The following is a 24,621-nucleotide window of genomic DNA, read 5'->3' as shown; positions in this document are numbered from 1 at the left end:
AAAACGAGGACAACAACAATGATCATCTACGGCGTCGCCTTTCTGGCGTTCTGCACCCTGGCTGGCATCTTCATCGGTGAACTGCTGGGCAAACTCATCGGCGTACCTGCCAACGTCGGCGGTGTCGGCATCGCCATGATGCTGCTGATCTTCCTAGGCAGTTACCTGAACAAACGCGGCCTGTTCACCGGCAAGTCGGAGCAGGGTGTGGAGTTCTGGAGTGCCATCTACATTCCCATCGTGGTTGCCATGGCGGCTCAGCAGAACGTCTACGGTGCCCTCAAGGGCGGCCCCATGGCGATTCTTGCCGGGACAGCGGCCGTGGTTATCGGCTTCGCGATGGTCCCCGCTTTGAGCCGCATTGGGCAAAAGAAGCCTGAGGCCGATGCAGATTCTTCCCTGACCAAAGCTCCGCGGTGACTGCCATGTACGAATCTTTGATGAAGGTCATTACTGGTTACAGCCTGCTCAGCGGCTTCGCCATCATCGGCATCACCATGTGGGTGTCGTACTGGATTTCCGACAAATTCACCAAGGGCCGCCTGCACGGTTCGGCCATCGCTATCCTGCTCGGCTTGTTGCTGTCCTATATCGGTGGTGCCTACACCGGCGGCCAGAAAGGCCTGGTCGACATTCCACTGTTCGCCGGCGTCGGCCTACTCGGCGGCGCGATGCTGCGCGACTTCGCCATCGTCGCTACCGGCTTCGGTGTCAGTGTCGAAGAACTCAAGCGCGCGGGTTTTGCCGGGGTGCTGGCGCTGTTCGTCGGCGTGTTCACGTCCTTCATTGCCGGTGTGGCAGTGGCCATGGCCTTCGGTTACACCGATGTGGTCAGCCTGACCACCATCGGCACCGGCGCCGTGACCTACATCGTCGGCCCGGTCACTGGTGCAGCCATCGGCGCCAGCTCCGATGTAATGGCGTTGTCCATCGCGGCGGGTCTGATCAAGGCGATTCTGGTGATGGTGGCCACCCCCTTCATCGCACCCTATATCGGCCTGAACAACCCGCGCAGCGCAGTGATCTTCGGTGGCCTGATGGGCACCTCCAGCGGCGTGGCCGGTGGCCTGGCGGCGACCGATCCCAAGCTGGTGCCTTATGGCTGCCTCACCGCAGCTTTCTACACCGCACTGGGCTGCTTGCTCGGGCCGTCGCTTTTGTACTTCCTGATGCGTGGTTTGATGGGTTGATGCTGTTTGCCCGCCGTTATGGCGGGCTTTTTTATTCGGCTTGATGCTGCAGCTAGCGACAAACCGCTGCCTTCAGCTCTGGCGGCTGTACATCCGGCACTCGGCGAGCAGGGCCAAGAGGTTGGGATCACGCTCTCTGGCCTTGAGAAACACCACCCCGATATGTTGCTGCAACTGGTACTTGGCCTGCAGCGCAATCAGCTTCATGCGGTTCTCGTACACCGCCGCCACGCGCCCAGGCAGCAAGGCGTAACCCACCCCAGAACTGACCATGCTGAGCAGGGTGAAAATATCCTTCACCTGCATCGCCACCTTGGGCTCGAATCCTGCCTGTTGGAATACCCGTTCGCCGTCACGGAAGGTAGCGTAGCCCTGGGTCAGGGTGATGAAGGTGTCGTCACGCAGGCAGGCCAGATCCACTTCGGCCTGTTCGGCGAAGGGCGAATCGTTCGGTGCGGCCAGGAAGATGTCGTCGGAAAATAGCGCCAGCTGCCCACAATCGGCATCGCTGATGCTGTCGTCGAGGGCGATCAGAATGGCGTCCAGCTCCATGTTCTTGAGCTTGTAGAGCAGATCGACGTTGGAGCCGAGGATCAAGTCGATATTCAGTTCGCTGCGGCGCAGCTTGAGGCCCATGATCAGCTGCGGCACGGTTTTCACCGTCAGCGAATAGAGTGCACCGAGCTTGAAACGCTCGGCGCCGAAGCCGGCCGCCTCGCGGGTCAGGCGCACCATATCCTGGGCGTCCTGGATCAGCTTCTGGGCCTTTTCTTCCAGCACGTAGGCGCTTTCCAGGGGAATCAGGTTGCGGCCCTCGTGTTTGAACAGCGGGCAGCGCAAGGCGTTTTCCAGCGAATGCACGGCGCGGTGCACGCTAACGTTGCTGGTCTGTAGCTCACTGGCGGCGCGGGCCAGGTTGCCGCTGCGCATGAAGGCGAGAAAGATTTCCAGCTTCTTGAGTGTCAGCTCTTCGTCGATCTGCATGGGCCAGATCCAATCCTTGGTGAGATGGAAGTGGCCCGATTGTGCCGCAGATACCTGGGGATGTGGCGAATCAACCGCAGCTGATGCGCTCGATGATTTCGGCTTCGGTGATGTCGATGTTCAGGCGCTGGGAATCGTAGTCCAGGGTGACCATGTCGCCGGGCGACAGGACGCGGGCGGTGCGGGCGCCGGCCTGTTCGCGGGCCTTTTCCACCACTTCTGCGCTGGCCATCTGGCCGAGCAGGTTTTGTGCGCCTTCGGCGCTGCATTTGCCATTGTTGTTGGCGGGTTTCGACGCCTGGGTGGGTGCTGTGTCGGTCGAACTGCAGCCGGCGAGCAGGGCGAGCAGAGCGGCGCCGCCAATCAGGTGTTTGAAAGCCATTGCATGATCCTTGTGTGTGAAGGTTGTGCGGTGAAGTGCGTGAGTGTGCCGTGTATCGGACTCGGTTGTCGTGCCCGTGTTCCGAATTCGGTGCATGGCGCCGCGATCATCTTTCGCCAGCCTGGCTGCTGAAGGCAGCAGCCGAGCTCGTGTCGGCATGGCCGTGATCGCCGGGCGGCGCAGCGCGCAGGGCAACATTTCTTTACAATGGGCCGCTGTTTTCAGGATCGAGGCGTATCGTGCAACCGGTCATTTCCATTCAGCAGTTGAACAAGACCTACGCGTCCGGCCACCCGGCGCTCAAATCCATCGACCTGGATATCCGCAAGGGCGAGATCTTCGCGCTGCTCGGCCCCAATGGCGCTGGCAAGACCACGCTGATCAGCATCATCTGCGGCATCGTCAATCCGGGCAGCGGCTCGGTGACGGTCGCTGGCCACGACATCCTGCGCGACTACCGCGCGGCGCGCTCGAAGATCGGCCTGGTGCCCCAGGAACTGTTCAACGAAGGTTTCGAGAGCGTGTGGGCGGCCGTGCGCTTCAGCCGTGGGCTGTTCGGCAAGTCGCCGGATAACGCCTACCTTGAGCAACTGCTGCGCGACCTGTCGCTGTGGGAAAAGAAGGACGCGCGGATCATGGAGCTGTCCGGCGGCATGAAGCGCCGGGTGATGATCGCCAAGGCGCTGTCCCACGAGCCGGAGATTCTGTTTCTCGACGAGCCGACCGCCGGCGTCGACGTCGAGCTGCGCCGCAACATGTGGGAAATGGTGCGCAAGCTGCGCGAGCGCGGCGTGACCATCATCCTCACCACCCACTACATCGAGGAGGCGGAGGAGATGGCCGACCGCATCGGCGTGATCCGCAAGGGCGAGATCATCCTGGTGCAGGACAAGGACACCCTGATGCGCCAGCTCGGCCAGAAGCAGCTGACCCTGCACCTGCAACAGCCACTCGCCGAGCTACCGCCAGCGCTGCAGCGTGATGACCTGCAACTGCGCGATGACGGTCATGAGCTGGTCTACAGCTTCGACGGCCAGCAGGACGACACCGGCATCGCCGAGCTGCTGCAGGCCCTGGCCCAGCATGGCATCGCCTTCAAGGACCTGCAGTCGAGCGAGAGCTCGCTGGAAGATATTTTCGTCAGTCTCGTGAAGGAGCAGGCATGAATTTCTACGCGATCCGCGCCATCTACCTGTTCGAGCTGGCGCGCACCTGGCGCACCCTGCTGCAGAGCATCGCCACCCCGGTGATCACCACTTCGCTGTACTTCGTGGTGTTCGGCTCGGCCATCGGTTCGAGCATGACCCAGGTGCACGGCGTCAGCTACGGCGCCTTCATCATTCCCGGCCTGATCATGCTGGCACTGCTGACCGAGAGCATTTCCAACGCCTCATTCGGCATTTACATGCCCAAGTATTCGGGGACCATCTACGAAGTGCTGTCGGCGCCGATTTCCTACCTGGAGATTCTCGTCGGTTACGTCGGCGCGGCGGCCACCAAGTCCATCGTGCTCGGTTTGATCATCCTCGCCACGGCGCGGCTGTTCGTCGATTTCGAGATTCTGCATCCGCTGTGGATGCTGGCCTTCCTGGTGCTCACGGCGCTGACCTTCAGCCTGTTCGGCTTCATCATCGGCGTGTGGGCCGATGGCTGGGAGAAGCTGCAGATCGTCCCGGCGCTGATCGTCACGCCGCTGACCTTTCTCGGCGGCAGCTTCTACTCGATCAGCATGCTGCCGCCAGTATGGCAGACGGTGACCCTGTTCAACCCGGTGGTGTACCTGATCAGCGCGTTTCGCTGGAGCTTCTACGGCGTCTCGGACGTCAACGTGATGGTCAGCCTGGGCATGATCCTGGGCTTTCTGCTGGCCTGCATCCTGACCGTAGGGTGGATTTTCAAAACGGGTTATCGCCTCAAGAGCTGATGCACTGGCCCTGCGCTGACTCTGGCAGCGCAGGGTTGGGCAGCGCCATGCTTTCATGCCATTATCCGGCGCAGAAGAATGCCGAGAATGCCCATGCTGGACGAGTTACTCCAACGCGTTCGTAATTACAGCCCACGTTTCATGGAAACCCAGGAGGGCTTTCCCGAAGCGGCGGTGCTGGTGCCCATCACCCGCAGCGACGAGCCCGAAGTGGTGCTCACGCTGCGCGCCAGCGGCCTGTCCACCCACGGTGGCGAAGTCGCCTTTCCTGGTGGCCGGCGTGACCCGGAAGATAATGACCTGATCGAGACCGCCCTGCGCGAGGCCGAAGAAGAAATCGGTCTGCCGCCGGGGCTGGTAGAGATCGTCGGGCCGCTGGGAACCCTGGTGTCGCGCCATGGCATTCAGGTCACGCCCTACGTCGGCGTGGTGCCGGATTTCGTCGACTACCAGGCCAACGATGGCGAGATCGCCGCAGTGTTTTCCGTGCCGCTGGAGTTCTTTCGCAACGACCCCCGCGAGGTTACTCACCGCATCGATTACCTCGGCCAAAGCTGGTACGTGCCGAGCTATCGCTACGGCGAGTACAAGATCTGGGGGCTGACGGCGATCATGCTGGTCGAGCTGGTCAATCTGGTTTACGACGCTGGCATCGACATGCGCCGCCCGCCCGAGCACTACATTCACCTCAAGTGAACCTGCCTGCGAGACTCCCGTCATGAAATACCGCTTGGGCAAAGCCCGCGTCGACCAGCATCCACAAAGCTGGATCGCCCCCAACGCTACGGTGATCGGCAACGTGCGCCTCGACGAGGGCGCCAGCGTCTGGTTCGGCGCCGTGCTGCGTGGCGACAACGAACTCATTCATATTGGCCAGAACAGCAACGTGCAGGACGGCGCGGTGATGCACACCGACCCCGGCTCGCCGCTCACCCTGGGCACTGGCGTGACCGTTGGCCACAACGCCATGTTGCATGGCTGCACCGTAGGCGATTACAGCCTGATCGGCATCAACGCCGTGGTGCTCAATGGCGCGCGTATCGGCAAGCACTGCATCATCGGTGCCAACGCGCTGATCGCCGAGGGCAAGGAAATTCCCGACGGCTCGCTGGTGGTGGGGTCGCCGGGCAAGGTGGTGCGTGAGCTCACCGAACCGCAGAAGAAGATGCTCGAAGCCGGCGCCGCGCATTACGTGCACAACGCCAAGCGCTACGCCACTGAGCTGGCGGAGCAGGACGACTGATGCAAACCCTCGAACGTCCGGTCGCCTCGCCCTGCGTGCATGTCTGTGCGCTGGATGAACAAGACATCTGCATCGGTTGCCAGCGCAACGTTGACGAGATCACCCGCTGGAGCCGCATGGAAAACGCCGAGCGCCGTCAGGAAGCAGCCGTTCGCGTAACCCGTAGGAGGGGCCGGGCGGCGATCCGCTTCAGCCCCGAGCTTTTTATCAAGGCAAACAAAGAGCTCGGGGCTGAAGCCCCTCCTACAAGTACTCCGTTCACCGGCCGCTCGCGCCCCTTTGCAGTGTTCAGTCGTTGCGTGCGCCGCCAAACGCGGCGCAGCCGCGCACCAGCTTGCCATTGAGGCGCAGTTGGGCGCTCATGTGTTGCACCGCGCCGCTCATGCTGTCCACGCAGCGTTGCGGCGCCAGCCACAACTCCACACGCTCTCCGTTGGCTTCGCTGGTCAGGTTGATGCGCCCCTCGGGCAGCTGTTCTTCCATATAAGGCAACGCAACAGGCTCGCGGTCCGGGGCGCTGAGTACCATGCCCTGGTTACTCACCGTCACGCTCCAGAACGGCTCCTGGCCGGCGGCGCGCACCAGCGTGCGTTTGAAGTTCGGATCGTCGCAGCCATGGCCTTCGGGTTGCAGGCGGTACACGCGCCCGACCTGCATCGCACCATCGGCACCACTGATCGGCGTCGCGCCCATGCTGCCGCGTAGGTCGGCGAACAGCGCCGAGTGGCCATTGCCGAGCAGCTCGCTGGCATCCTGAATCAGCGTAGTGCTGCCCTCGCTGATCGCGAAGCGGCGCGGGTCCTGGCATGGCTTGAGCCACAGCTGGCCGCTCTCGCGGGTCAGTTCGCCCTGCAGGCGCGTCTGGGCTTTTTCCGCCTCGACGGGTTTGCTCTTGTACACCTGGCAACCGGCAAACAGGGGCAATAGGGTGAATACTAGGACTTTGCGGCTGATGTGCATGGGGCTCTCCGTCTGGCGAGCGGCCACGTTACCGAGGCCGCCGGGCAATCTCAAGGAGGCCTATGATGATTTGCTGCAAGCGTGTGTACGAGCCCTGTGAAGAGGCTGACGGCTACCGGGTACTGGTCGACCGGCTGTGGCCGCAGGGTATGCCCAAGGATCAGCTGCATCATGACCAATGGCTGCGCGAAGTGGTGCCATGCGTGGCGAGAGCGGGCGATCGCGAACGGGTGGGAGCTGCTTTAGCCGCGAGCCCTTTATGCCCAGCCAGGAACAATCGAGGCTAAGCTTCTTCCACGAAACAGGCGGCTGCGTCTGCGTTATCGCAGTCGATTCATCTGCCACACACTCCCAGAAACCCAAAGAATCGTTAACGAGTCTCGACGCCAACGGGGCGCATAAAGCTGCGCTCGTAGCTGAGGATACAGCGGTTTTGCTGGGCGTAGGCGAAGGCGGCCAGGCACTCTTCATCCTGCATGGAACGCTCGCGATACTCCTCGTACGTCGCCAGGCTGGGAAAGCTGAACAGCGCCAGGGCGACGTTGTTGGCACCTTCGGACGGCAGGAAATAACCGTGGTGTTGGCCGCCGAACTTTTCCACCAACGGAATCCACAATTTGGCGTAGTGCTCGAACTCGGCCAACTGGTATGGGTCGATGATGTAGCGCAGGTAACAGGTGATCATGGTCGTCTCCTTGACGGGGCGAGCAGCATAACGCCGCCCGCGAATACTGCGTGAGCATCAGCCGAAAATCTGGCCGAGGCCCTGCAGCGTTTCGTGGATATAGCGTTGGGTGCTGTCCTTGGCGATGAGTGCTACATAGATCATCAGGCCGTTTACCAGCAGCAGAAAACCGGCCAGCCAGAGGTTGTGGCTAAGCGCGATCAGCACATAGAGCGAGCCGCCTGCGACCAGTAGCATGAGCAGTAGGTAAACGCAGCGCAGGGCCGTGAAACTACGACGTCCGAGGTCGATCGGTGTAAGGCTTTTCATCACTCTTCCTTCAGGCGCTCAGCAGGCGTTCCAGCAGCCACGCCGCGGCCGGGCCCAGTGGTCGTCCGCGGGACCAGACGACATCGACCGGTAGCTGCTTGGGCCAGCCGTTGACCTTCAGCTCATGCAGGCTGTCACCGCCGTGGCTCATCACCAGTTGGCGGGGCAGGGCGGCCCAGCCGAAACCCAGTACCGCCATTTCCAGCAGCAGCAGGTAATCTGGTGCCGACCAGCAGCGGCCACCGCTGCCCGGCAGGTCGTCCAGTTCGCCGTGGTGATCGGCCAGGCTGCTCAGGCGCAGCACGCGCCAGTGGGCCAGGTCTTCCAGGCGTATGCGGGCCAGTTGGCTCAGTGGGTGCCCCTTGACCACGAACAACCCGAAGTCCGCCGCATCCGCCAGGCTGGCATGGGCCAGCTCGGGCGGGTAGACCGCCCGCGCGGCAAGCAGACCCAGATGCGCACGCCCCTGGCCGACCAGCTCCAGTACGTCAGCGTGCTCGGCGAAGAAACATTCGAATTCCAGGTCCGGATAGCGTTCGTCGAGCTCCGCCAGGCGCGCCTGATAGCGGCTGGCCTGGTACGCATCGGACAGCACCAGGGTCAGCTTGGGCTCAAGGCCCGAGGCGAGTTGGCTGGCCTGACGTTGCAGGCGGTCGGAGGCGGCCAGCACGTCTTCGACATGGCTCAGCAGGCTGCTGCCGGCTTCGGTCAGGGTCAGCTGACGGGCGCCACGTTCGAACAGCGTGACATCCAGTTCCACTTCCAGCCGGGAGACCGCTTCGCTGATGGTCGACTGGCTTTTTCCCAGGCGCCGGGCGGCGGCGCTGAACGAGCCGGTCGCGGCGGCCTGTGCGAAGGCGTGGAGTGATTCGGGAGATAAGTTCATATCGGTTAGGCCGATGGCAGTTAACTTTGGTCTGGCAGTTTTGCCGATGATAATACCGCCATCACCAACTCCTTGGGAGCCTGAAAATGAGTCAGTCCAACGCCGTCGCGGTGCGCTCCATGAAAGAGCGCGTGCTGCACGCCACTCTATTCGAACTGATCGCGCTGTTTATCTGTGCACCCATACTGGCCTGGGCGCTGGACAAACCGTTGGCGCATACCAGTGTGCTGACCCTGATGTTCTCGGCGGTAGCCATGCTGTGGAACATGATCTTCAACATGCTGTTCGATGCAGCGCAGCGGCGTATGGGCTTCAAGCGTGGGCTGTGGGCGCGAATCAGCCATTCCATGCTGTTCGAGGGCGGGCTGGTGCTGGTGCTGGTGCCGCTGGCGGCCTGGTGGCTGTCGGTCAGCCTGGTCACCGCTTTCCTGATGGATATCGGCCTGATCCTGTTCTTTCTGCCGTATGCCTTTCTCTACAACCTGGCCTACGACAAGCTGCGCGAACGCTATGTCGACCGCCGCCAGGCTCGCACCCTGGCATGCTCCTGAGGCGCGAGCGCTTGGAGCCTTCAGTCCCGGCCGACTTGTGGGCGCCTGGCCGCTGCCTCTAAGCTGAGCGGTTTTCAGGCACTCGAAGAGTCGGCATGCCCACGCAAAGCATCATCGTTCCGCGCATCTCCAGCTTTCCCGGTCACGAGCGCAAGGCCCAGCAGATTCTGCGCTGGTTGGCCAAACGCGATATCGTCGAGGCGCTGCCGACCACTTGTGGGCGCAGCGGCATGGCCTACGCGATCGCGCCGGGGGCAAGCAGGGTGGTGGAGTCTGCCGAGCGGCTGCCGTTCGGTCTGCCGATCAACGGGCTGGAAGTCATCTACCGGCGCTGCATCTATACGCCCACCGACGATTTTCTGGAGGAAGCCGGTTGCCCCGAGTGTCGGCAGGAAATTGGCGAGGCGCTGTTCGAAAGCCTGGATGAATGGATGCCCGGCGAAACCGACAACTTCACCTGCCCACTGTGTGGACATGAAGACGACATCAACGGCTTTCTGTTCCTGCAGCCCTGCGCGTTTTCCAACCTTGGCTTCATCTTCAATGGCTGGACGCAAGCGCGCTTCACGGCAGGCTTTCTCGAAGAGTTTGCCGAACGACTGGGCTATCCGGTTGCGGTGGTTGAGGCGTGAAAGCGGCGCGGACGCGACATCGATTGGGACGTCGCCGGGTAAAGGGGAGCTCTTCCTTGAGCCTGAGAGTATTCAGGCTGCACGAATGGGCTTCGGTTCCCCGTTCGCCGAGAATCATTTCCGTTAATCGCCGAACGGTCGATCATCATTCTTTACATTGAGTGACAAGGGCTGACTCGGTATAATGGCGCGCTTCCAATTTTCCCGCCTGGGAGCCCCCGCCATGCTGCGTATCAGTCAAGAAGCCCTTACCTTCGACGACGTTCTTCTCATTCCCGGTTTCTCCGACGTTCTGCCGAAGGACGTAAGCCTCAAGACTCGCCTTACCCGCGGCATCGAGCTGAATATCCCGCTGCTTTCCGCGGCCATGGATACCGTCACCGAAGCCCGCCTGGCCATCGCCATGGCGCAGGAAGGTGGCATCGGCATCATCCACAAGAACATGACCATCGACCAGCAGGCTGCCGAGGTTCGCAAGGTCAAGAAGTTCGAATCCGGCGTGGTCAAGGACCCGATCACCATCGAGGCCGACGCCACCGTGCGTGACCTGTTCGAGCTGACCCGCCAGAACAACATCTCCGGCGTGCCGGTGCTGAGCAACGGCGACCTGGTCGGTATCGTCACCTCCCGCGACGTACGTTTCGAGACCCGTCTGGATGCCACCGTCCGTGAAGTGATGACGCCCAAAGAGCGCCTCGTCACCGTCAAGGAAGGCGCCGCCAAGGACGCCGTTCGCGAAGTGCTGCACAAGCACCGTATCGAGAAAGTGCTGATCGTCGACGATGCCTTCAACCTCAAGGGCATGATGACCGTCAAGGACATCGAAAAGGCCAAGGCCTACCCGCTGGCCAGCAAGGATGACCAGGGTCGTCTGCGCGTTGGTGCAGCGGTCGGTACCGGCGCCGACACCGGTGACCGTGTTGCCGCCCTGGCCAATGCCGGCGTCGACGTGATCATCGTTGATACCGCCCACGGCCACTCCAAGGGCGTGATCGAGCGTGTGCGCTGGGTCAAACAGAACTTCCCGGAGATCCAGGTGATCGGCGGCAACATCGCCACCGGCGCTGCCGCTCTGGCCCTTGCCGAAGCTGGCGCTGACGCGGTCAAGGTCGGCATTGGCCCAGGCTCGATCTGCACCACCCGTATTGTTGCCGGTGTTGGCGTGCCGCAAATCTCCGCCGTGGCCAATGTCGCCGCCGCACTGGAGGGTACCGGTATCCCGCTGATTGCTGACGGCGGCATCCGTTTCTCTGGTGACCTGTCCAAGGCCATCGTTGCTGGCGCCTCCGCCGTGATGATCGGCTCCATGCTGGCCGGCACCGAAGAAGCGCCGGGCGAGATCGAACTGTTCCAGGGTCGTTCCTACAAGGCCTACCGCGGCATGGGTTCTCTGGGCGCTATGTCCCAGGCCCAGGGCTCTTCGGATCGCTACTTCCAGGATTCCTCCGCCGGTGCCGAGAAGCTGGTGCCGGAAGGCATCGAAGGCCGTGTGGCCTATAAAGGCGCCATGGGCTCCATCGTTCATCAGCTGATGGGCGGCCTGCGTGCCTCCATGGGTTACACCGGTTGCGCGACCATCGACGAGATGCGCACCAAGCCAGAGTTCGTGCGTATCACTGGTGCCGGCATGGCCGAATCCCACGTCCACGACGTGCAGATCACTAAAGAAGCGCCGAATTACCGGGTAGGTTAATTCCCAGCATCATCTTTCAACGGGGCTGTATCGACAGCCCCGCGTTGTTTCTGCTTCCACTGACGAGAACAGAGTCATGGCCCTCGACATTCACGCTCACCGTATCCTGATCCTCGACTTCGGTTCCCAGTACACCCAGCTGATCGCCCGCCGCGTGCGAGAGATCGGCGTGTTCTGCGAACTGCATCCCTGGGACATGTCCGACGAGGACATCCGTGCCTTCGCCCCGCGCGGCATCATTCTCGCCGGCGGCCCCGAGTCGGTTCACGAAGCCAACAGCCCGCGCGCGCGCCAAGCCGTGTTCGACCTCGGCGTACCGCTGCTGGGCATCTGCTACGGCATGCAGACCATGGCCGAGCAACTGGGCGGCAAAGTCGAAGGTTCCGACCTGCGCGAATTCGGTTATGCCCGCGTCGATGTGGTCGGCAAGAGCAAACTGCTCGACGGCATCGAAGACCATGTCGACGCCGACGGCGTGCTGGGCCTGGACGTATGGATGAGCCACGGCGACAAGGTCACCCAGCTGCCGGGCCAGTTCAACGTGCTGGCCAGCACCCCGAGCTGCCCGATCGCCGGCATGTTCGACGACGCCCGCGGCTACTACGGCGTGCAGTTCCACCCGGAAGTGACCCACACCAAGCAGGGCGGTCGCATCCTGTCGCGCTTCGTGGAAGACATCTGCGGCTGCGAAGCGCTGTGGACGCCGTCCAACATCGTTGAAGACGCCATCGCCCAGGTGCGTGAGCAGGTCGGCGATGCCAACGTGCTGCTGGGCCTGTCCGGCGGTGTCGACAGCTCCGTGGTCGCGGCGCTGCTGCACAAGGCCATCGGCGATCAGCTGACCTGCGTATTCGTCGACAACGGCCTGCTGCGCCTGCACGAAGGCGATCAGGTGATGGCTATGTTCAAGGAGAACATGGGCGTCAAGGTGATCCGCGCCGACGCCGAGAAGCAGTTCCTCGACAACCTGGCCGGCGAAGCCGACCCGGAGAAAAAGCGCAAGATCATCGGCCGCACCTTCATCGACGTGTTCGATGCCGAGGCCAGCAAGCTGCCGAACATCAAGTTCCTCGCCCAAGGCACCATCTACCCGGACGTGATCGAATCGGCTGGCGCCAAGAGTGGCAAGGCCCACGTGATCAAGTCACACCACAACGTCGGCGGCCTGCCGGAGGAAATGAACCTCAAGCTGGTCGAGCCACTGCGTGAACTGTTCAAGGACGAAGTGCGCAAGATCGGCCTGGAACTGGGCCTGCCCTACGACATGGTCTACCGCCACCCATTCCCGGGCCCGGGGCTGGGCGTGCGTATCCTTGGCGAGGTGAAGAAGGAATACGCTGACATCCTGCGCCGCGCCGACCACATCTTCATCGAAGAGCTGCGCAAAGCCGACTGGTACCACAAGACCAGCCAAGCCTTCGTGGTATTCCAGCCCGTCAAATCGGTGGGCGTTGTCGGTGACGGCCGTCGCTACGCCTGGGTGGTCGCCCTGCGCGCGGTGGAAACCGTGGACTTCATGACCGCCCGCTGGGCGCACCTGCCCTACGAGCTGCTGGAAACCGTCAGCGGCCGGATCATCAACGAAATCGACGGCATCTCCCGCGTCACCTATGACGTGTCGAGCAAGCCGCCAGCGACCATCGAGTGGGAATGATCCTACGTCCGGCGTAAGTCGGTAGTCGGTCGTTAGGAAAAGCAAAAGCCCGCGTAATGCGGGCTTTTGCTTTTCTGCTGTTTCATGCTTCGCGGATTATCCAATAGCCGTGAGCCCCGGTGGTGAGCTGCGAGCGTCCTAATGGGTTCTTTGGCGCTCGAGATGGCGTCGCAGGCAGCTGGTCAACGGGCCGCTTTGGGCCCAGCTGCAGCTTTCGCAAGATAGATCTAAGGCATGGCTTGGGCCCCTCTTTCAATCAATCTGCAGGCTGCTAATGGGCAACGGCTTCCTAGCGGCAAGGGGAGGTGAGCAGCGCGCTCGCGTGAATGCCGGAAAGTCGTGCCTAGACCGTCCTGATCGTGCCGCCATCGATGACGAACTCGGCGCCGTGGATTGCAGCCGCACGATCAGCAGCGAGGTAAGCGATAAGATCAGCCACCTCTTCAGGTTCAGCTCCACGGCCGATAGAGATGCCACCCAAGGCACCGAGCACGGACTGACGCGCTTGCTCGATCGTGCCGGCGGATTTGCTGAGCGTTTCCAGAAAGTCCTCCGCGGCCTCGGTCATGATCCAGCCGGGTGAGACGGCATTGACCCGCACGCCCTTGGGGCCGAGCTCTTTGGAGATTGATTTGCTGTAGGTTCGCAGCGCGGCCTTGGCGGCGGCATAGCCTGTCGTCGATTCGGGCAGCGGCAGAACGGACTGAATGGAGGTGATGTGTACCACAACGCCGCTGCCGCGCTCCAGCATCTGCGGAATCAACAGCCGATCGAGCCGTACGGTGGCCAGCAGGTTGAGGTTCAGTTCGGCAAGCCAGTGCTCGTCCGTCAGCGCGGCGAAGCCTCCTGCCGGCGAAGAAGAACCGCCCACGACATGGGCAAGAATGTCGACGCCGCCCAGCAGCTCGAGCGCCGCCGTTGCAAGCGCCTGGCCGCCTTCCGGGGTCGTCAGGTCGGCCTGGACGTATTCGACGTCTTCAATGGGGTTTTTGATCGTGCGAGCCGCCGTGATGACACGGGCGCCACCTGCGAGGAAGCGCTCGACTGTGGCGCGGCCCAGCCCTTTGGTGCCACCGCTGACGAGCACGCGCTTGCCGGCGAACTCGGTTTGATCTGCCTTTAGGCCCATACCGTTGTCTCCAGGATCTTGATGGCATCGTTCTCCATCGTGAACCGGTAGGTGAAGCGCAGCGGGCTGCCGGGGAAGTCGCCATGGGTGGGGCCTTCGAGTACGACGACGCTGTCTTCGTCGCGAACGGTATCGGGTTCGAAGATCGCTTTCACCGCGATCCCTTCGTTCTCGAGCAGTCGGCGGATGCTGGCCTGTCCGACGTGCTGCTTGCCGTTGTCGATGAAAACGGCGTCCTTGTGAAAATGTTCCATCATGCCGTCGAGGTCGAGGCGGGTGTTTGCCTCGATGTAGTCGGCGATCGAATTAGGTAGTTTGATTGACATGGTCATCTCCTCAGCGGTGATGGAGTCAATTTAGCGGTGGACTTTTCGCCTGATAAGCCAGATAAAGGCGCATGTAGTGTCACGGAAATCGGGATAATGACGCGTCATTCGCTGATTGAGCTTGAAGCGGTTCTCGCCATCGTGCGCTGCGGCTCGTTTCGTGCGGCGGCACTGGAATTGGGCATGTCGACCACGGCCATCAGCAGCGCGGTAGGCAAGCTCGAGCGAGAGCTTGCGGTGCGATTGTTCAACCGCACCACGCGTAGTGTTTCGCTCACCGATGCGGGGCGGATCTTCGTCGCGCAGATCAAGCCTGCGCTAGAAGGCATCCAGAATGCGCTGAACGCGGTGCGCTCCCATCAAGAGACGCCGTCCGGCATCTTGCGCATCAATGCTTTCGCCACGGCGGCGCGCGAGATCATGGCGCCGCTGGTGCTGAGCTACCTGCAGCGCTATCCGCTGGTGCATATCGACATCGTCACTGAGGGGCGGCTGGTTGACGTGGTGGCGGCGGGCTTCGATCTGGCTGTGCGCAGTGCCGATCTGGTACCCAGCGACGCGATCGCCATACCGTTGGGGCAGAAGCGGCGCATGGCTGTTGCTGCCTCTCCCGCCTTTTTCGAAAGCCGGGCCATTCCCAAAGCCCCGCAGGACTTGCTCGCTTACCCGTGTGTTCGCGGACGCCTTCCCGACGGCGCGCTGCTCAGGTGGCGGTTCGAGAAGGGCGGTGAAGAACTCCAGCTCGAGGTCCAGGGGCCGATCACGCTCGACGAGGCGTTCCTGGCACGGATCGCGGTGGTCAATGGTGTGGGGATCGGCTATTTCATGGAGGCCGATATCCGCGAAGACATCGCCACGGGGCGGCTGGTGCGCATCCTCGAAGACTGGACGCCGCCGCTCGCGCCGCTGTGCCTGTATTACTATAACCGGCGCAATTCTTCTGCGGCCTTCCAGGCCTTTATCGCGCTGGCACGTGACTACACGGCCGGACGCCTTGCGTAGCCCACGTCCGGCATTAAATTTTCAGAAAAAATAGAGCCCGCGTAATTGCGGGCTTTTGGCGTTTTGGGGCTGGCAAATTCGGGTAGCGTTTATGCGGTTCTCAGAACATAGCGTGCCCTACGTCAGGATCAAACCGCCTGCGCCTTGGCCAACTGCTCGCCTTCCAGCCAGGCGCCGATTTCGCTGGCCGGCATCGGTTTGGAGAACAGGTAGCCTTGAGCCCAGGCGCAGCCGAGGGTTTTCAGGGCGTCGAGTTCTTCGGCGGTCTCCACGCCTTCGACGATGCATTCCAGCTGCATGTCCTGGCACAGGGCAACCAGCGATTTGACGATCTTGAAGCTGGCTGGGTCGAGGTGAATGTCGGTGACGAAGGTGCGGTCCACCTTGAGTTTGGTCAGCGATAGCGCATGGATGTGGCTCAGGCTGGAATAGCCGGTGCCGAAGTCGTCCAGAGAGATGCCGCAGTCAAGTTCGCGCAACCTGCTGATGGTCCGCTGGGTTTGCGGCAGGTCCTGGATGGCCGCGGTTTCGGTGATTTCCAGATCGAGACAGGCAGCAGGGAAGCGGCTGCCCCTGATCAGCTCGACGATCTGCTGAGCGGCGTCCTCCGAGCAACAGTCGTGGGCGGACAGGTTGAAGGACAGGCGCATGCCCGCGGGCCAGTTCGCCGCGGCCGCCAGCGCTTTGCGCAGCAAGGGCAGCGTGAGGCGATTGACCAGGCCAGCACGCTCGGCAATCGGGATGAACTCACAGGGCGGCGCGCTTCCTAGCTCCGGGCTTTGCCAGCGTGCCAGTGCCTCGAAGGCGACGGTTTGCCCGGTCTGGATATCCACGATGGGCTGGAACACCACATAAAACTCACGATCCAGATCGGCCCTGCGCAGGGCCTGCTCGGTCAGCCCTTCGCGATTGAGCTGCTGACGATGGTCGGCGCTGAACAGGCAGACCGTGCCGGGGCGATGGCGCTTGCTCTGATACAGGGCATAGTCGGCATATTCATACACCTGCATGGCGCTGGACGCCTGGTCCGGGAAGGTCGCGATGCCCAGTGACCCACTGATCTGAATCGGGATATCCACCAGCAGGAACGGCTCGCGCAGGCTGGCGCAGATTTTCTCGCCAAAGGCCTGCAGCTGGTCGTCGCTCATGACTCGCGTGATGATCAGGGCAAACTCGTCGCCGCCCAGGCGGGCCAGGTGCACACCGTCGTCGAGTAGCCCGGTCAGGCGCTGGCCAACTTGATAGAGCAGCCTGTCGCCCACGCTATGGCCATACAGGTCGTTGACGGGCTTGAAGCCATCCAGGTCGATCAGCCCCACGGCGAGGCGAGTCTGCTGTTCACTGGCATGGGACAGCTGCGTGTCTAAGCGAGAAAAGAACTGCCGGCGGTTGGCCAGCCCGGTCAGGCTGTCCTGATTGGCCAGGTGAAGGTTTTCCTCACTGAGTTTCGCCGTCTGCGCCTGCATGTTCACCAGACGGGTGAAGTCGGTGTACTGCGCCTTGAGGATGACCAGCATGGCGATGGACACCAGCAGCACGTCGATCGCCGTAGCCACGAAGGTGATGATGTTGGTGGAGGCAAAGAACACCACGAATGCGGTGTTCACCACGGCGGTGATGGCCAGGGCGGCTGGCAGCAGGTGCATCATGCAGAAGATGCAGCCGATGACGGTGATCGCCATATAGAAGGCGACATGGGCCTGGGTATAGCCGTCACCGTAGGGAAACAGTGCCAGCGACCAGGCGGTGAATGCCACGGCCACGAAGGGGGCGAGTATGTTGGTGCGTTTGAGCGCCGTCAGCATGTGCTCCGGGGTACGCTCCAGCTTGCGCGTGCGTATCCACTCCACCGCACGAACCACGCCGAACAGCGTCATGAGCAGTGGGCAGTAGACCACCAGCCAGCGTGGCGCGACTGCATAGTGAGTGCCGGCCAGCATCAGGGTGTTGACCAGCAGGATGAAATACATCATCGGCAATTGGCGGGCCAGCGCAATGTATTGCGCCTTGACCAGGCCGGGATTGTCCTTGGGCACGGACATCAATGCTCTTATTGCGAACAGTGTTTTCTGCATCGGGCGATGCTCTGAAAATACAACCAGATAAATAACCGAACGGATTGTCCTTTCCAGTCGTTACAACGCAGGGCCAAACACTGCTTTCGTGGGATTGTATCGGCCGGTACTCGGATTACTGCAATCTTATGAGTAATGGCACTTTGATTTCGTTCCATACACCGATCACGATAGTTGTCGGTTACGTGAGCGGGTATCTGGAAGCATCTGCAGTTGGTGAGCAGGAGAGTAGAAATTGCGGCTAAGGAGCCGCTCAGGCTTGGCCCCGATGCTGGAGCGACTCACCGGTTTGCCTTAGCCTTGGCCACCCGCGGGAGAGAGATGACCACAGGGCCATTCGCCGAAGGCGCAAACTCCCATGATCGTAAGGCTCAGCACTGCGGCCCCCATACACGCCAACTGGAGATAGGCGCGACCTGAGCTCACGGCTATTGGCCGTCTATGCCAGCACCCGCCACGCGACCCGCTAGATCAACGCCTTATCGAGCATTTGCATGGTTATCTTGTGGTGCATACTCCACCCATATGGTGCCCACCGTTCTGGAACGATTGGCTGGTCAATGCCCCTGACTATTTTCCCAATGCATCACTTTCGGTCTTGGCGATTTCCTGGATCAAGTTCATGACGGTTCGGCAGGCCAAGGTGAGCTCCCCATGCGGCGAGATAGAGAGCGCGATTTGCCGCAATACCGACGGTTCTACCAGGCGCGCGCCTTCAAGTTGGCATTCTTTCTTGGCGGCAGAGAGCGCGTAGGGGCCCAGTAGCGCGTAGCCGCCGCCACCTGCCACTACCTGTGCCTGCAGAGCGAGGCAGTCGGCTTCAAGCATTACGTTGAGCGAAATTCCATGTTGGGTGCTGAGCTGATCCAGCCGATCTCGCCAACTGTTCGGCCGGCAAAACAGGATCAGCGGTAACTGGTCAAGAGCAGAAAATGGGACTGTCGGTTCTCGGGTATAAGGGTTGCCGGCAGGCCCGACCAGATAGGTTTCGGTTTTGACCAGGCAGATGTCCCTGCCGCGTGTGCCAGAGCCATGGCGGAACAGGATGGCTAGATCCAGGTGGCCGTTCTCCAGCCAGGTTTCCAGTTGTGCGCCTTGCCCTTCCCGAACCACGAGCCGAATCAGCGGAAACGCTGATCTCAGTCGGAAATACAGCTGGCTGATAAGTGGGTGTGCGGTCGAGGGCAGGATGCCCAGGCGCACCGTGCCAATCGGTGTTCCTGCCGTTTCGCGGATGTCGTTTGTCAGCTGATCCGTGCTGGCCAGCCATAACCTGATTTTCGGGGCAATCCGTTCGCCCAATTCAGTCAGCACCACACCTCGTCCTGTGCGCTGAAACAGCCGCCCTCCGCATTGCTGCTCCAGTTCGCTGATCTGGCGGCTGACGTGGGGCTGGCTCGTTCCATAGGCAATCGCCACTTTGCTCAGGCTGCCCAGTTCAGCCGCATCGATGAAGAGCTTCCAGCTGTGGTAGTTCATGCAGCCTTCTCACCAGAGATATGTTTAAAAAGCATACCTGAAATTCTCGAATACGGTCTTCTGGCATGGCTGGCCGGGTTCTAGAGTGACCCCAGCTCGCCAATGCGGCACTGCCTAACAGGTGAGCCAAAAAAACGGATCGGAAGTCACTGCCGACGGAAAACAAGAATAAAAATAGTGAGGTGATACAGGTGAAGGACACAGCGACGTGCGTATTGCTTACCGGTCTTTTTGCCAGCGCTGCATTGAATGAGGCGCTGGCGGCGGGCCAACTCGATATCTACGGCAGCGTTGGTCTTTATGCCGGCAGCATTCAGCGCAGCGGTGAGTCCCGTCTCTCTCGCGACATCTTCGGCGGCGGCTTGCAAACCTCATTCATCGGGCTGAAAGGGCAGCAGGCGGTGGGGACGGATCTGACGGTGCTATTTGCGCTGGAATCGTTTTTCCGTCCGGATCTCGGTGAGATGGGACGCAACGATGATGACCCGTTCTTTTCACGTAATGCCTGGGTCGGTCTAGAGGGGGCTTTCGGGAGAGTCAGCTACGGTCGCCAGACCAATCCTACCTATGCGGTGATGTCCCAGTTAAGCCCGTTTGGCTCCTCGGTAGTCTTCTCGCCGCTGGCCGTGCAGTCCTTTGTCCTTCCTTATGGGCGCAACATCCTCGGCGACTCGGTCTGGGACAATGTCATCAAGTACGCCACCCCCAATCTTCAAGGTTTTCAGGGTTCGTTGCTCTACGGGCGAGATGATGACAGCGATGGGCGCGGCTATTCCAACAGGGGCGCGCATGCTACCTATCGCTCGGGCAGGTTCATGGGCGCGGTGTCGCTGCAGCGAGTAGAGGGAACGCGCAAAACCACGTTGGCAGAGCCCCAGTTAGCCTGGCTGGCGGGCGCGACTTATGACTTCGGGCCGCTCAAGCTTCACGGCAGCACGGTGCACACGCGCATAGACGGCGGTGCTTCATCGCAGCTCTATGACGCCGGCGTATCGGTTCCAGTGTCGGCTCCGGGCCGGTTGTTACTCGAAACGGCGCACTCGCGCATCGACCTGACAAACGCGTCGAACATACGCCGTAGCACCACCTCGTTCGGTTACGGCCATCAGCTCTCGAAGCGTACCGATGTGTACGCCATCCACACCCATGACCAGAAATCCCGCGCGTCAGCAGGGCGGTCGTATTCCGTTGGCATTCGTTACCAGTTTTGAAAATGGCTCGCGATGACGATGCAACTGCTCGTTGGTCACTGCGTGCCCCAACTTTGTTCGACGGTTGACGCATCCGCCCCCAGGGCGAGCGTCAACCGTTTCGAGCGAATCCGCGTGCGATGCACGTGTAACCCTGGGTGCGAGCGCAGGTGCTGCTCACCTCGCCGCATCTCTTATCCTGACCGACCCAAGGAACTGACATGAAAGAGATCGATCTTCGTGGCCTCACCCCCGCTCCGGTAACCCCTTTCACGCGCGATGGCGCTGTCGATTACCCGGCGATCAAGCGACTCGGGCAGTGGCTGGGCAGCATCAAGGGGGTCAAGGGCCTGACTGTGCTTGGCCATGCTGGAGAAGGCACCTTCCTGTCCCGCGATGAGCAGCTCAAGGTCATCGAGGCCTTTCGTGACGCGGTAGGCGACCGACTGCCGATCATCGCCGGCATTACCCTCGAAGGCACTGCTGTGGCGGCCGAAGAAGCCAAGCGTGCGGTGAGCGCTGGGGCTTCCGCCGGTTTGGTGTATCCATCGCACGGCTGGCTGCGCTTCGGTTACCAGAACGGCGCACCGCAGGATCGCTACAAGGCTATCTACGAGGAAAGTGGCCTACCGCTCATTCTGTTCCAATATCCGGATGCTACCAAGGCGACCTACAACCTGGAAACCCAACTGGATATCGCGGCGCTGCCTGGCGTGTTCGCGATGAAAAACGGTGTGCGCAACATGAAGCGCTGGGACACCGAGATTCCGGTTATCCGCGCCGAGCGTCCCGACCTGCAGATCCTGACCTGCCACGATGAATACCTGCTTCACACCATGTTCGATGTGGACGGCGCGCTGGTGGGTTACGGGTGCATTGCCCCGGAGCCGCTGATCGAGATGATTGCGGCTGGCAAAGCCAAGGACTACAGCCGCGCCCGCGAGCTGCACGACCGCCTGTTGCCAGTTACCAAGAACGTCTACCACCGCGGCTCTCATATGGAGGGCACCGTAGCCCTCAAACATGCCCTGGTCGCGCGTGGCATTCTTGAGCACGCAACCGTGCGCTCCCCGCTGTTGCCGCTGGCACCGGGTGCAGATGGGGAAATCACCGAAGCCATGCGACTTGCCGATCTGGGACGTGCAGTCTGACATCGCCGATAGGGATCCCGATGATGGGATCCCTTTTTAGACCTTGCCTGCTACGAGGAGACATCGCAGGGCTTCGAATCATCACTGCATTCATTGAGGACAAAGAGATGAGAGGCATTACCCAATCGCTCGTGCGCAGGAGCGCATTATTCCTGGTGGCCAGCGCGATGGCATTGGCCGCACATGCCGAAACCATACGCATCGGCGCCATGCCTGTCGGATCCGGCTGGTATGTCGCTGCCGCCGCCATGAAGAAGGTTCTCGAAGAAAACACCGCACTCAAGGCAGAGGTCATCGCCCGTGGGGGCGGCGTGGCGAACCCCATGGTGGTACAGCAGGGTAAAGCGCAGATTGCGCTATCCAATGTAGCGACGTCGCAATGGGCGGTCAGGGGCGAGCAACTCTATGCTGGCCAGAAGGCACCGGATATCCGTTCTCTGGTAGGCGGGCTAAACCCTGTGTATATCGGCGCCATCGTGCGCAACGATTATCTGCGGGCGAACGGCTTTACATCGCTCAAGGAAATCCTCGAGTCCGGCAAGCCCGTCAATATCATGATGAAGCCGCCAGGCTCCAACATTCCCCCCGCTCTGGACGCGATTCTCGAGGCGCATGGAACCAGTGTCGCCAAGATCAAGGCGGCGGGCGGTCGCATCCTGCAAATCGATTCTTCGCAAATGGCAGGCATGATCCGTGACGGACGCGCCGACCTCTACTTCGACACCATCCTGCGCGGGCATCCCACCGTCCAGGAAATCAGCCTGACTGGTGATGTGAGCTTCATCGATCTTTCCCCTGAGGCGGTCGCCGCCTTGGCGAAGATAGCTATCGTCGAAGGCGAGATTCCCAAGTGGTTCGATATTCAGCAAACCAGCACCGTCGGCGGAGATTACGGCACCCACCTCATTGCCCATAAGGACCTCTCCGATGAGGCGGCCTACCAAATCACCAAGGCAGTAGTCGAGCACGTGGACCAGCTGGCCGCCGAGTTTCCTGCCTGGAAAGCCTTCGTGCGTGGGCAGGCAGCCAGCCCAGAGAAAAACGGCATCGCTCTTCATCCCGGTGCCATTCGTTACTACAAGGAAATAGACCTGCTCTGAACTCGCCCTGGCGCTCGCGCCGCTCCTGAAGCTTCGCTGCAACCACTGAGAACAATAATATGGCCAGCAATTTCGATTCGGCGATCCGCAATCCCAGAACATGGATCGCGTTCGGATTCATCACCTTTCAGTTCTGGATCCTGTTCACCCCTCAGCAACCACACCTAGAACGCACGGCGCACCTGTGCATCGCGTTATTCCTGACCTTCCTCGTAGTGCCGTTATCAAGTGCCAAGTTACCTGCCCTGGTATCACGTAGCCTCGATGGCCTGTGTCTGCTCGCGACCTTGGCAGTAGGCGCCTACTACTGGCATGAGTTGCCCCGGCTCACAACGCGCATCGAAAACGTATCGCCCGTCGAGTGGTACGACATCGCGCTCGCCTGCATCCTGGTGGTGCTGCTGCTCGAAGCCGTACGGCGGACCGTTGGAGCTATCCTGCTAGCCGTGATCGTCGGCTTCATCCTATACGGCGGCTTGGGTCATCAATTGCCGGGCGCGATCGGTTTCAGTGAAATTTCGGTGGGCGATTGGTCGGAAATACTCGCCATGACCACCAGCGGAATCCTTGGTGTCACCACGGCCACGTCGGTGAATTTCATCTTCTATTTCATCGTGTTCGGTGTGGTGTACAGCGCTGTCGGTGGTGGGCAGCTGTTCATCGACATCGCGATGCGCGTCGTGGGTAAATCCAGTGGCGGTGGTGCCAAGGTGTCCATCGTCGGGTCGAGTCTTATGGGGACCATTTCAGGCAGCGCCGTGGCCAATGTCACGGCCACGGGTGTGTTCACCATTCCCTTGATGAAGCGAACGGGCATGTCGGGTGAGCGAGCGGCCGCGACAGAGGCTATCGCGTCCACCGGCGGGCAGTTAATGCCGCCGATCATGGGCATTGCCGCATTCGTGATGGCCGAGCTGCTGGTGATTCCTTACTCGCAGGTCGCCCTGGCCGGAATATTTCCCGCGCTCGCGTTCTATTTTGCGCTGTTCGCCTCCGCTCATCTGTATGCGCGCAAGCATCGTGTCGGGACGCTCACGGACAAGGACTTGAGCGGTATCGCGCCGTTGCTGCCCCGTCTGCACATGATCACCCCGGTCATTGTGCTGGTAGGCGGACTGATGATGGGGTACTCGGCTCAGATCGCGGTAACCTTCGCAACCCTGACCTGTCTGGCGGCACCCTACTTACGCCGCGAGACCCGGTATCCGTTGGGTGACCTGCCTTCCATGGTTCTTGAATCAGGCAAGCAGGCCGCCATAATCGCCGTACCCATTGCGGCCATTGGCATTGTGGTCGCTGTGGCTATCCAATCCAACCTCGCCCTCAAGTTCGCATCCGGCCTGGTCTCGGTCGGTAGTGGCTCGTATGCGTTGTCGCTACTGCTGGTCGTCATCGGCTGCATCGTAATGGGAATGGGATTGCCGACGGTCGCGGCCTATATCATTGGCGCAATCCTCTATGTGCCGGCATTGGAGACACTGGGGGTCGGAGCGCTCCAGGCGCACTTCTTCGTGATGTATTTCTGCATCCTGTCGATGGTCACACCGCCGGTTTCATTAGCCTCATTCGCGGCGGCTGGCCTTGCCAAGACCGATGCGATGAAAACCAGCCTGGTTGCCTTTGGCATGTGTGCAGTCGCCTTCCTCATCCCTTTTGCCTTTATCGCGGACAAGGCCCTGCTGTTTCAAGGCACCTACGCACAGATCGCTATCGCCGGCGTGGGATTGCTTATCTCCACTACGGTTTGGGCGGCGGGGCTCGTGGGCTACATTTCGTATGACTTGAAGCCCTCTGCACGTGGACTGTTACTGATCTGCGGGGCGGCAGCGATCCTCACTCCAACAGGAAGCCTTATCTGGTCCGTGGCCATGTCGGGCAGTCTGGCTTACAGCGCATTTCATCTCTGGAACGCACGGCAGGCTCGATGCAGAGGATTGTCCTTGCGAGCGAAGTGAGCAGATGAGCCTCGTCGCTCGTTCTCCCCATCCGTAAGGGTGGGGAGGCTTGCTTTCTGTATCAGTCATACTCCGATCGGTTGGTCTTGCCGACAGTACATAGACGGTTGCAGGGTGATGT

Annotated in this window: 25 protein-coding genes and 2 pseudogenes; 17 read left to right on the top strand and 10 right to left on the bottom strand. The window is 61.1% G+C overall.

Annotated elements, in window-relative coordinates; translation table 11 throughout:
* The first annotated feature begins 18 nt into the window (after window positions 1-18).
* Together madL and madM are read left to right on the top strand one after the other, a co-directional pair.
* Window positions 19-420 carry a malonate transporter subunit MadL gene (madL, locus tag PVA39_RS15205; RefSeq protein WP_274124749.1) on the top strand — a complete coding sequence of 134 codons (402 nt, stop codon included), beginning with the start codon at window positions 19-21 and terminating at the stop codon, window positions 418-420.
* 5 nt (window positions 421-425) lie between these two features.
* On the top strand, window positions 426-1,190 hold the full coding sequence (madM, locus tag PVA39_RS15200) for a malonate transporter subunit MadM (protein WP_274124748.1): 765 nt from the start codon (window positions 426-428) through the stop codon (window positions 1,188-1,190).
* A 72-nt stretch (window positions 1,191-1,262) separates the two neighbouring features.
* Here the strand turns inward: madM and PVA39_RS15195 are convergent, their stop codons facing one another.
* Entirely contained in the window at window positions 1,263-2,174 is a 912-nt protein-coding gene (locus PVA39_RS15195) for a LysR family transcriptional regulator (protein WP_274124747.1), read from the bottom strand.
* A gap of 70 nt (window positions 2,175-2,244) precedes the next feature.
* Window positions 2,245-2,556: an I78 family peptidase inhibitor gene (locus PVA39_RS15190; RefSeq protein ID WP_274124746.1), complete on the bottom strand. Its 312-nt coding sequence runs from the start codon at window positions 2,554-2,556 to the stop codon at window positions 2,245-2,247.
* 239 nt (window positions 2,557-2,795) lie between these two features.
* Here PVA39_RS15190 and PVA39_RS15185 point away from each other — a divergent pair, with 239 nt between their 5' ends.
* From PVA39_RS15185 to PVA39_RS15165, 5 genes and pseudogenes are all read left to right on the top strand, one after another.
* Window positions 2,796-3,722, top strand: a complete 927-nt coding sequence (locus PVA39_RS15185; RefSeq protein WP_274124745.1) for an ABC transporter ATP-binding protein — start codon at window positions 2,796-2,798, stop codon at window positions 3,720-3,722.
* Window positions 3,719-4,480 (top strand): ABC transporter permease, encoded by a 762-nt coding sequence (locus tag PVA39_RS15180; RefSeq protein ID WP_075932710.1) that lies wholly within the window; start codon window positions 3,719-3,721, stop codon window positions 4,478-4,480. Before PVA39_RS15185 ends, PVA39_RS15180 begins: the two co-directional genes overlap by 4 nt.
* 93 nt (window positions 4,481-4,573) lie before the next feature.
* A complete protein-coding gene (locus PVA39_RS15175) occupies window positions 4,574-5,176 on the top strand; it encodes a CoA pyrophosphatase (protein WP_274124744.1) in 603 nt (200 codons plus the stop codon).
* Between the two features lie 22 nt (window positions 5,177-5,198).
* Window positions 5,199-5,723 carry a gamma carbonic anhydrase family protein gene (locus PVA39_RS15170; protein ID WP_274124743.1) on the top strand — a complete coding sequence of 175 codons (525 nt, stop codon included), beginning with the start codon at window positions 5,199-5,201 and terminating at the stop codon, window positions 5,721-5,723.
* Window positions 5,723-5,863, top strand: a pseudogene (locus PVA39_RS15165) (DUF1289 domain-containing protein); the annotation flags it as partial. The gene PVA39_RS15170 and the pseudogene PVA39_RS15165, both read left to right, overlap by 1 nt.
* Window positions 5,864-6,011: 148 nt before the next feature.
* Here PVA39_RS15165 and PVA39_RS15160 read toward each other — a convergent pair.
* Window positions 6,012-6,683 carry a COG3650 family protein gene (locus PVA39_RS15160; RefSeq protein ID WP_274124742.1) on the bottom strand — a complete coding sequence of 224 codons (672 nt, stop codon included), beginning with the start codon at window positions 6,681-6,683 and terminating at the stop codon, window positions 6,012-6,014.
* A gap of 65 nt (window positions 6,684-6,748) precedes the next feature.
* Between PVA39_RS15160 and PVA39_RS15155 the strand changes: the two are divergent.
* Window positions 6,749-6,883, top strand: a pseudogene (locus tag PVA39_RS15155) (DUF488 domain-containing protein); the annotation flags it as partial.
* Window positions 6,884-7,053: 170 nt separating this feature from the next.
* Here the strand turns inward: PVA39_RS15155 and PVA39_RS15150 are convergent.
* From PVA39_RS15150 to PVA39_RS15140, 3 genes are read right to left on the bottom strand one after another with little or no spacing between them, the layout of a single operon-like run.
* Window positions 7,054-7,368: an NIPSNAP family protein gene (locus tag PVA39_RS15150; RefSeq protein WP_274124741.1), complete on the bottom strand. Its 315-nt coding sequence runs from the start codon at window positions 7,366-7,368 to the stop codon at window positions 7,054-7,056.
* A gap of 57 nt (window positions 7,369-7,425) precedes the next feature.
* Window positions 7,426-7,677 (bottom strand): hypothetical protein, encoded by a 252-nt coding sequence (locus PVA39_RS15145; RefSeq protein WP_274124740.1) that lies wholly within the window; start codon window positions 7,675-7,677, stop codon window positions 7,426-7,428.
* Between the two features lie 10 nt (window positions 7,678-7,687).
* A complete protein-coding gene (locus PVA39_RS15140) occupies window positions 7,688-8,563 on the bottom strand; it encodes a LysR family transcriptional regulator (protein WP_274124739.1) in 876 nt (291 codons plus the stop codon).
* An 86-nt stretch (window positions 8,564-8,649) separates the two neighbouring features.
* Between PVA39_RS15140 and PVA39_RS15135 the strand changes: the two genes are divergently transcribed.
* The 4 genes from PVA39_RS15135 to guaA all read left to right on the top strand — a co-directional run bounded on the left by PVA39_RS15135 (window position 8,650) and on the right by guaA (window position 13,093).
* Complete coding sequence (locus tag PVA39_RS15135; protein WP_274124738.1) at window positions 8,650-9,114, top strand: multidrug/biocide efflux PACE transporter; 465 nt, start codon at window positions 8,650-8,652, stop codon at window positions 9,112-9,114.
* 95 nt (window positions 9,115-9,209) lie between these two features.
* Window positions 9,210-9,746: a sugar ABC transporter ATPase gene (locus PVA39_RS15130; RefSeq protein ID WP_147177168.1), complete on the top strand. Its 537-nt coding sequence runs from the start codon at window positions 9,210-9,212 to the stop codon at window positions 9,744-9,746.
* A gap of 223 nt (window positions 9,747-9,969) precedes the next feature.
* Window positions 9,970-11,439, top strand: a complete 1,470-nt coding sequence (gene guaB, locus PVA39_RS15125; protein WP_093502559.1) for an IMP dehydrogenase — start codon at window positions 9,970-9,972, stop codon at window positions 11,437-11,439.
* Between the two features lie 76 nt (window positions 11,440-11,515).
* A complete protein-coding gene (gene guaA / locus PVA39_RS15120) occupies window positions 11,516-13,093 on the top strand; it encodes a glutamine-hydrolyzing GMP synthase (RefSeq protein ID WP_274124737.1) in 1,578 nt (525 codons plus the stop codon).
* 343 nt (window positions 13,094-13,436) lie between these two features.
* Here guaA and PVA39_RS15115 read toward each other — a convergent pair whose 3' ends face one another.
* Entirely contained in the window at window positions 13,437-14,222 is a 786-nt protein-coding gene (locus PVA39_RS15115; RefSeq protein WP_274124736.1) for an SDR family oxidoreductase, read from the bottom strand.
* Window positions 14,213-14,548 carry a nuclear transport factor 2 family protein gene (locus PVA39_RS15110; protein ID WP_274124735.1) on the bottom strand — a complete coding sequence of 112 codons (336 nt, stop codon included), beginning with the start codon at window positions 14,546-14,548 and terminating at the stop codon, window positions 14,213-14,215. The genes PVA39_RS15115 and PVA39_RS15110 overlap by 10 nt, the downstream gene beginning before the upstream one ends.
* A 96-nt stretch (window positions 14,549-14,644) precedes the next feature.
* On the opposite strand from PVA39_RS15110, the gene PVA39_RS15105 reads away from it, so the two are divergent.
* Window positions 14,645-15,550, top strand: coding sequence for a LysR family transcriptional regulator (locus tag PVA39_RS15105; protein ID WP_274124734.1), 906 nt, complete (start codon window positions 14,645-14,647; stop codon window positions 15,548-15,550).
* Window positions 15,551-15,678: 128 nt separating this feature from the next.
* On the opposite strand, the gene PVA39_RS15100 is transcribed toward PVA39_RS15105, so the two are convergent.
* Together PVA39_RS15100 and PVA39_RS15095 are read right to left on the bottom strand one after the other, a co-directional pair.
* Complete coding sequence (locus tag PVA39_RS15100; RefSeq protein WP_443200968.1) at window positions 15,679-17,592, bottom strand: putative bifunctional diguanylate cyclase/phosphodiesterase; 1,914 nt, start codon at window positions 17,590-17,592, stop codon at window positions 15,679-15,681.
* 603 nt (window positions 17,593-18,195) lie between these two features.
* The gene (locus tag PVA39_RS15095) at window positions 18,196-19,104 is read right to left on the bottom strand and encodes a LysR family transcriptional regulator (RefSeq protein ID WP_274124732.1); all 909 of its coding nucleotides are present in this window, start codon (window positions 19,102-19,104) and stop codon (window positions 18,196-18,198) included.
* Window positions 19,105-19,295: 191 nt separating this feature from the next.
* On the opposite strand from PVA39_RS15095, the gene PVA39_RS15090 reads away from it, so the two are divergent.
* From PVA39_RS15090 to PVA39_RS15075, 4 genes are all read left to right on the top strand, one after another.
* A complete protein-coding gene (locus PVA39_RS15090) occupies window positions 19,296-20,315 on the top strand; it encodes a porin (protein ID WP_274124731.1) in 1,020 nt (339 codons plus the stop codon).
* Window positions 20,316-20,515: 200 nt separating this feature from the next.
* Window positions 20,516-21,445, top strand: coding sequence for a dihydrodipicolinate synthase family protein (locus PVA39_RS15085; protein WP_274124730.1), 930 nt, complete (start codon window positions 20,516-20,518; stop codon window positions 21,443-21,445).
* Window positions 21,446-21,552: 107 nt separating this feature from the next.
* Window positions 21,553-22,545: a TAXI family TRAP transporter solute-binding subunit gene (locus PVA39_RS15080; protein WP_274124729.1), complete on the top strand. Its 993-nt coding sequence runs from the start codon at window positions 21,553-21,555 to the stop codon at window positions 22,543-22,545.
* Between the two features lie 59 nt (window positions 22,546-22,604).
* The gene (locus tag PVA39_RS15075; protein WP_274124728.1) at window positions 22,605-24,500 is read left to right on the top strand and encodes a TRAP transporter permease; all 1,896 of its coding nucleotides are present in this window, start codon (window positions 22,605-22,607) and stop codon (window positions 24,498-24,500) included.
* The last annotated feature ends 121 nt before the right edge of the window (window positions 24,501-24,621 follow it).

The sequence above is a fragment of the Pseudomonas sp. CNPSo 3701 genome, assembly GCF_028674975.1.
In the GTDB taxonomy this organism is placed as follows: Bacteria; Pseudomonadota; Gammaproteobacteria; order Pseudomonadales; family Pseudomonadaceae; genus Aquipseudomonas; species Aquipseudomonas straminea.
This window is presented reverse-complemented; position numbering and strand designations above follow the sequence as displayed.